Genomic DNA, 5,167 nt, shown 5'->3' on the forward strand with positions numbered 1-5,167 from the left:
TGTGAAAGCATAATTTGAGAGTAATTGCAAGGTTTCTTTTCCAATACCTTGATTTCTAAAGTTTTCCGAAATTAAAATTCCAATTCCAGCACGACTGTTTTTGGCATCAAAATCAAACAAATCTATGAATCCAACTTTTTCATTGGTTTCTGAAAAAACAATTACCAATCGCAATTGTTTAGCTTCATAAATATCGAGATGTGCGTTTTCTAAATATTGCTTCAACACCCATTTACTGTATGGTGTTTGCGTATTGCTTACTTCCCAAATAGATTTGTTGTTTTCTATTTCGTAGAGAAAATCTAAATCTTCGGGTTCGAGCGCTCGTAAATGAATATTTTGTCCTTTTAATGTCATAGAGTTTTTTTTACCGCAAAGACGCTAAGGTTTTCGCATGGTTCGCAAATATTTTTTTAATTACCCAATGCTTCTTTAATTTTCATAGCACATTTTTCACCATCGATGGCAGCAGAAACAATTCCACCTGCGTAACCAGCACCCTCGCCGCAAGGATATAATCCTTTAATTTGAACATGCTCCAAAGTAAAATTATCTCTAGGAATACGAACTGGTGAGGAAGTTCTACTTTCAGGCGCATGCAAAATGGCATCATTTGTTAAATAACCCTGCATGGCTTTTCCGAAAGCTGAAAAACCTTCACGCAGCGTTTGTGTTAAAAATGCTGGAAAAACTTCTCCTAATTCTACTGAAGTTGTTCCGGGAACATAGGAAGTTTTTGGGATAACTGTCGAAACTTTTGTTTGTGTAAAATCAATCATTCTTTGTGCGGGAACTTTTTGTGTTTTACCGGCCAATTGCCATGCTTTTTGTTCAATAGCTTTTTGAAATTCCATTCCTGCTAATGGGCCAAATTTTTGATAAGCTTTGAAATCTTCTAAACGTAATTCAATTACAATTCCAGAATTTGCTGTTGCTTGATCACGTTTACTTGGACTCCAACCATTAGTAACTACTTCGCCATCGGCTGTGGCACAAGGTGCTATAACACCACCTGGACACATACAAAACGAGTACATGCCACGACCATTAACTTGCTTTACGATGGAATATGGTGAAGGTGGTAAAAACTCACCACGGTAATCACATGAATATTGAATTTTATCAATTAACCCTTGCGGATGTTCTGCACGAACACCTAATGCAAAAGGTTTTGCTTCAATAAAAATATCTTTTTTATGAAGTAATTCAAAAATATCACGAGCCGAATGTCCTGTTGCTAAAATAATTTTTTTGGAATGAATGGTTGCTCCATTTTGAGTTACAATTCCGTCTACTTCGTTATTTTTTAACAATATATCCGTAACCCGTGTTTCAAACAAAACTTGTCCACCACATTCGATAATTTTATCTCGAATATCTTGTATAATTTGTGGTAATTTGTTGGTTCCAATGTGTGGATGTGCTTCAACCAAAATTTCTTCAGTTGCTCCAAAAGCTACTAATAATTGTAAAATTCTATCCACATCGCCACGTTTTTTGGAACGTGTATACAATTTTCCATCGGAATAGGTACCTGCGCCGCCTTCGCCAAAACAGTAATTAGAATCGGCATTTACAATGCCATCAACATTTAATGCTTTTAAATCTCTACGACGACCTCGAACATCTTTTCCGCGTTCTAACACTATTGGTTTCAAGCCCAATTCTATTAATTGCAAAGCTGCAAATAATCCGGCAGGTCCAGCTCCAACAACTATAACTTCTTGTTTGTTGCTTACGTTAGGATAATTAGGTAATTCAATTTTAGATGCTATAAATACCTCCTCTTTAAAGTAAATAGCTAACTTTAAATTGAATTTTATAGTTTTTTGGCGCGCATCAATAGAACGTTTAAGTACAACAATTTTTTGCAAATCAGACACAGAAGTGTCTACCAATTTAGCAACATGTTGGTATAACATTTGTTCGTTATTCGACATTTCTGGAGAAACTTGAATTAGTAATTCGCGAGGCATTAAAATCTGGCTTAAATTATTTGGTAAAAGTACGAATTTTATTAAGGAATAGAAATCTATTTGAAAAGCGTTAAAATGATTTGTAACTTTGCTATATGGGACAAATAAAACTATTATGGGATTTTCGTGGACATTTTGCTGCTAAAACAGCCGAACACCATGAAATTCATCTAAAAGAATTTTTAGAAAAAGAAAATTACAAGCTAAAAATTACTGGTTTTGAAATTTTTAACGAAATGTACGCTATAGCCTATTTAGTTGTAGAAGAAGCTGATATGATTACTTTTAGAGATGCTTTACTACCTCATCGTGGAGAGGTTTATTTAGTCGAAAGTCAAAAGTCTAAAAGTCGAAAGTAAATCCATAAGTTACTTTATGACTTTCGACTTTTAGACTTTCGACTTTTAGACTTTTACCTAATTTTAATTCGCTACTTCGCTGATAAATTTGATTCTCATTAATCGTAATTCTTCTGTATCATATTCACCATCAAATTCTTTTAGGGCATTTTCAATACTATCAGATTCGGAATCCATAAAATAGTCATAAATTTCTTCTTGCTGATCTTCGTCTAAGATATCATCAATCCAATATTTAATATTCAATTTTGTTCCCGAAAACACAATTTGTTCCAATTCTTTAAGCAAATCGTCAAATTTTATTCCTTTAGCCGAGGCAATATCATCTAAAGCTAATTTTCTATCGATATTTTGTATGATATATAATTTATTAATGGAGTTGGCTCCGGTAGATTTCACAACTAAATCATCTGGACGAATAATATCATTTTCGTCAACATATCTTGAAATTAATTCAATAAATGGGTTTCCAAATTTCTTTGCCTTTCCTTCTCCTACACCATGGACGTTACTTAATTCGTCAATGGTAATTGGAAATTTTAGCGCCATATCCTCTAAAGAAGGATCTTGAAACACTACAAATGGAGGAACATTATGCTTTTTGGCTTCTTTTTTTCGTAAATCTTTAAGCATAGACATTAATATCACATCAGCTGTACCTGTAGCTTTTGCTGCGGCTATTATGTTTTCATCTTCCTCTTCGCTAAATTCATGGTCTTCTGCCACCATAAATGAATATGGTTTGATAATAAAATCATATCCAGCTTGTGTTACTTTTAAAACGCCGTAACTTTCAATGTCTTTTGATATAAATCCAGCTACTAAAATCTGTCGAATTAATGCCATCCAATATTTTTCATCCTGTTTAGCGCCACTTCCAAATGTTTTTAAGGTATCTATTTTTTGAGCTTTAATTATAGCATTTATTTTACCAACTAAAGCCATTATGACTTCTTTAGATTTAAACAACTGTTTGGTATCGTTAATTACTTTTAACAAAGTAACTATCTGATTTTGAGCTTCTGTTTTTACTTTAGGATTTCTAACATTATCATCCATGTTTGCTCCTTCTCCATTAACTTCGTCAAATTCTTCTCCGAAATAGTGCAATAAATATTTTCTTCTAGAAATTGACGTTTCAGCATATGCAACTACTTCTTGAAGTAATGCGTAACCAATTTCTTGTTCTGCAATTGGTTTTCCAGACATGAATTTTTCTAACTTTTCAATATCTTTATAAGAATAATAGGCCATGCAAATCCCTTCGCCATCGTCTCTTCCTGCTCTACCTGTTTCTTGATAATAACTTTCTAATGATTTTGGAATGTCGTGATGAATTACAAATCGGACATCTGGTTTGTCGATACCCATACCAAAGGCAATTGTTGCCACAACAACATCAACATCTTCCATAAGAAACATGTCTTGATGTTTGGCACGTGTTTTAGCATCTAAACCTGCATGATAAGGCACTGCCGAAATTCCATTTACTTGTAAAACTTGTGCAATTTCTTCTACTTTTTTTCTACTTAAGCAATAAATGACTCCTGATTTCCCTTTATGTTGCTTAATAAATCGTATAATATCGCCTTGAACATTTTTTGTTTTAGGACGTATTTCGTAATATAAATTTGGTCGGTTAAAAGAAGCTTTAAAAGTATTAGCATTTGGCATATCTAGATTTTTCAAGATATCTTCTTGTACCTTGGGAGTAGCTGTTGCTGTAAGACCAATTATCGGCACATCACCCAATTGCTTAATGATACTTCTTAAATTTCTGTATTCTGGTCTAAAATCATGTCCCCATTCAGAAATACAATGCGCTTCATCAATGGCTACAAATGATATCTTTACTGTTTGTAAAAACTTAATATAATCTTCTTTTGTTAATGATTCAGGTGCAACATATAGCATTTTAGTTTTGCCAGATAAAATATCTGCTTTGACCTGATTTACTTCTGTTTTATTTAAAGATGAATTTAATACATGCGCAACACCAACATCAGACCCCATACTTCTAATGGCATCTACTTGATTTTTCATTAAAGCAATAAGCGGAGAAACTACAATAGCTGTGCCTTCTAAAACCAATGCTGGTAATTGATAACATAATGATTTACCACCACCAGTTGGCATAATAACAAAGGTGTTGTTACCAGAAATAATACTTGTAACTACTTTCTCTTGTAATCCTTTAAATTGAGAAAATCCAAAGTATTTTTTTAATTCTTTGTATAAATCTATATTCTGTTCTTTCATGAAATAATGGGTTGTACTTATAAACAAATAATTTTAGACAATTATTATTTGAATTTTGTCTAAATTTGCAATTATAAAGATACAACTATTCTTTAAAAACAAAAACATAATTCATTTAATTTTGAATACAACACAAACTATCCTAGAAAACGCAAGGCAATCTATACTATCTCAAAGCGAAAGTATTGCAAAACTTACGCATTATCTTTCAGAAGATTTTGCCAAAACTGTACAACTCATTTTCGAATCCAAAGGAAGATTAGTAGTTACTGGTATTGGAAAAAGTGCCATTATTGCTCAAAAAATTGTAGCTACCTTAAATTCTACGGGAACGCCATCTATATTTTTACACGCAGCTGAAGCCATTCATGGAGATTTAGGAATGATTCAAAAAGGCGACCTAGTATTATGTATTTCAAAAAGTGGAAACAGCCCTGAAATTAAAGTTTTGGCGCCCATAATTAAAAATTTTGGGACTACTTTAATTGGAATGACGGCAAATTCAACCTCTTTTTTAGCTGCTTCTTCCGATTTAGTGTTACTTGCTCATGTAGATGACGAAAGTTGTCCACT

The 5,167-nt window shown here is 33.0% G+C and carries 5 protein-coding genes; 2 read left to right on the forward strand and 3 right to left on the reverse strand.

Annotated elements, in window-relative coordinates:
- Positions 1 to 357 (reverse strand): GNAT family N-acetyltransferase (locus ACIQ2I_RS07790; RefSeq protein WP_396181858.1); only part of this gene is annotated, 357 nt, incomplete at its 3' end.
- A gap of 56 nt (positions 358 to 413) precedes the next feature.
- Positions 414 to 1,922: an NAD(P)/FAD-dependent oxidoreductase gene (locus ACIQ2I_RS07795; protein WP_396181862.1), complete on the reverse strand. Its 1,509-nt coding sequence runs from the start codon at positions 1,920 to 1,922 to the stop codon at positions 414 to 416.
- A 149-nt stretch (positions 1,923 to 2,071) separates the two neighbouring features.
- On the opposite strand from ACIQ2I_RS07795, the gene ACIQ2I_RS07800 reads away from it, so the two are divergent.
- Entirely contained in the window at positions 2,072 to 2,335 is a 264-nt protein-coding gene (locus tag ACIQ2I_RS07800) for a hypothetical protein (protein WP_396181859.1), read from the forward strand.
- Positions 2,336 to 2,398: 63 nt separating this feature from the next.
- Here the strand turns inward: ACIQ2I_RS07800 and recQ are convergent, their stop codons facing one another.
- Complete coding sequence (gene recQ, locus ACIQ2I_RS07805; protein ID WP_396181860.1) at positions 2,399 to 4,594, reverse strand: DNA helicase RecQ; 2,196 nt, start codon at positions 4,592 to 4,594, stop codon at positions 2,399 to 2,401.
- A 121-nt stretch (positions 4,595 to 4,715) separates the two neighbouring features.
- Here recQ and ACIQ2I_RS07810 point away from each other — a divergent pair.
- The coding region (locus ACIQ2I_RS07810) for an SIS domain-containing protein (protein WP_396181861.1) at positions 4,716 to 5,167 on the forward strand (452 nt) is incomplete at its 3' end.

The sequence above is a fragment of the Flavobacterium sp. genome (assembly GCF_044368995.1).
In the GTDB taxonomy this organism is placed as follows: domain Bacteria; phylum Bacteroidota; class Bacteroidia; order Flavobacteriales; family Flavobacteriaceae; genus Flavobacterium.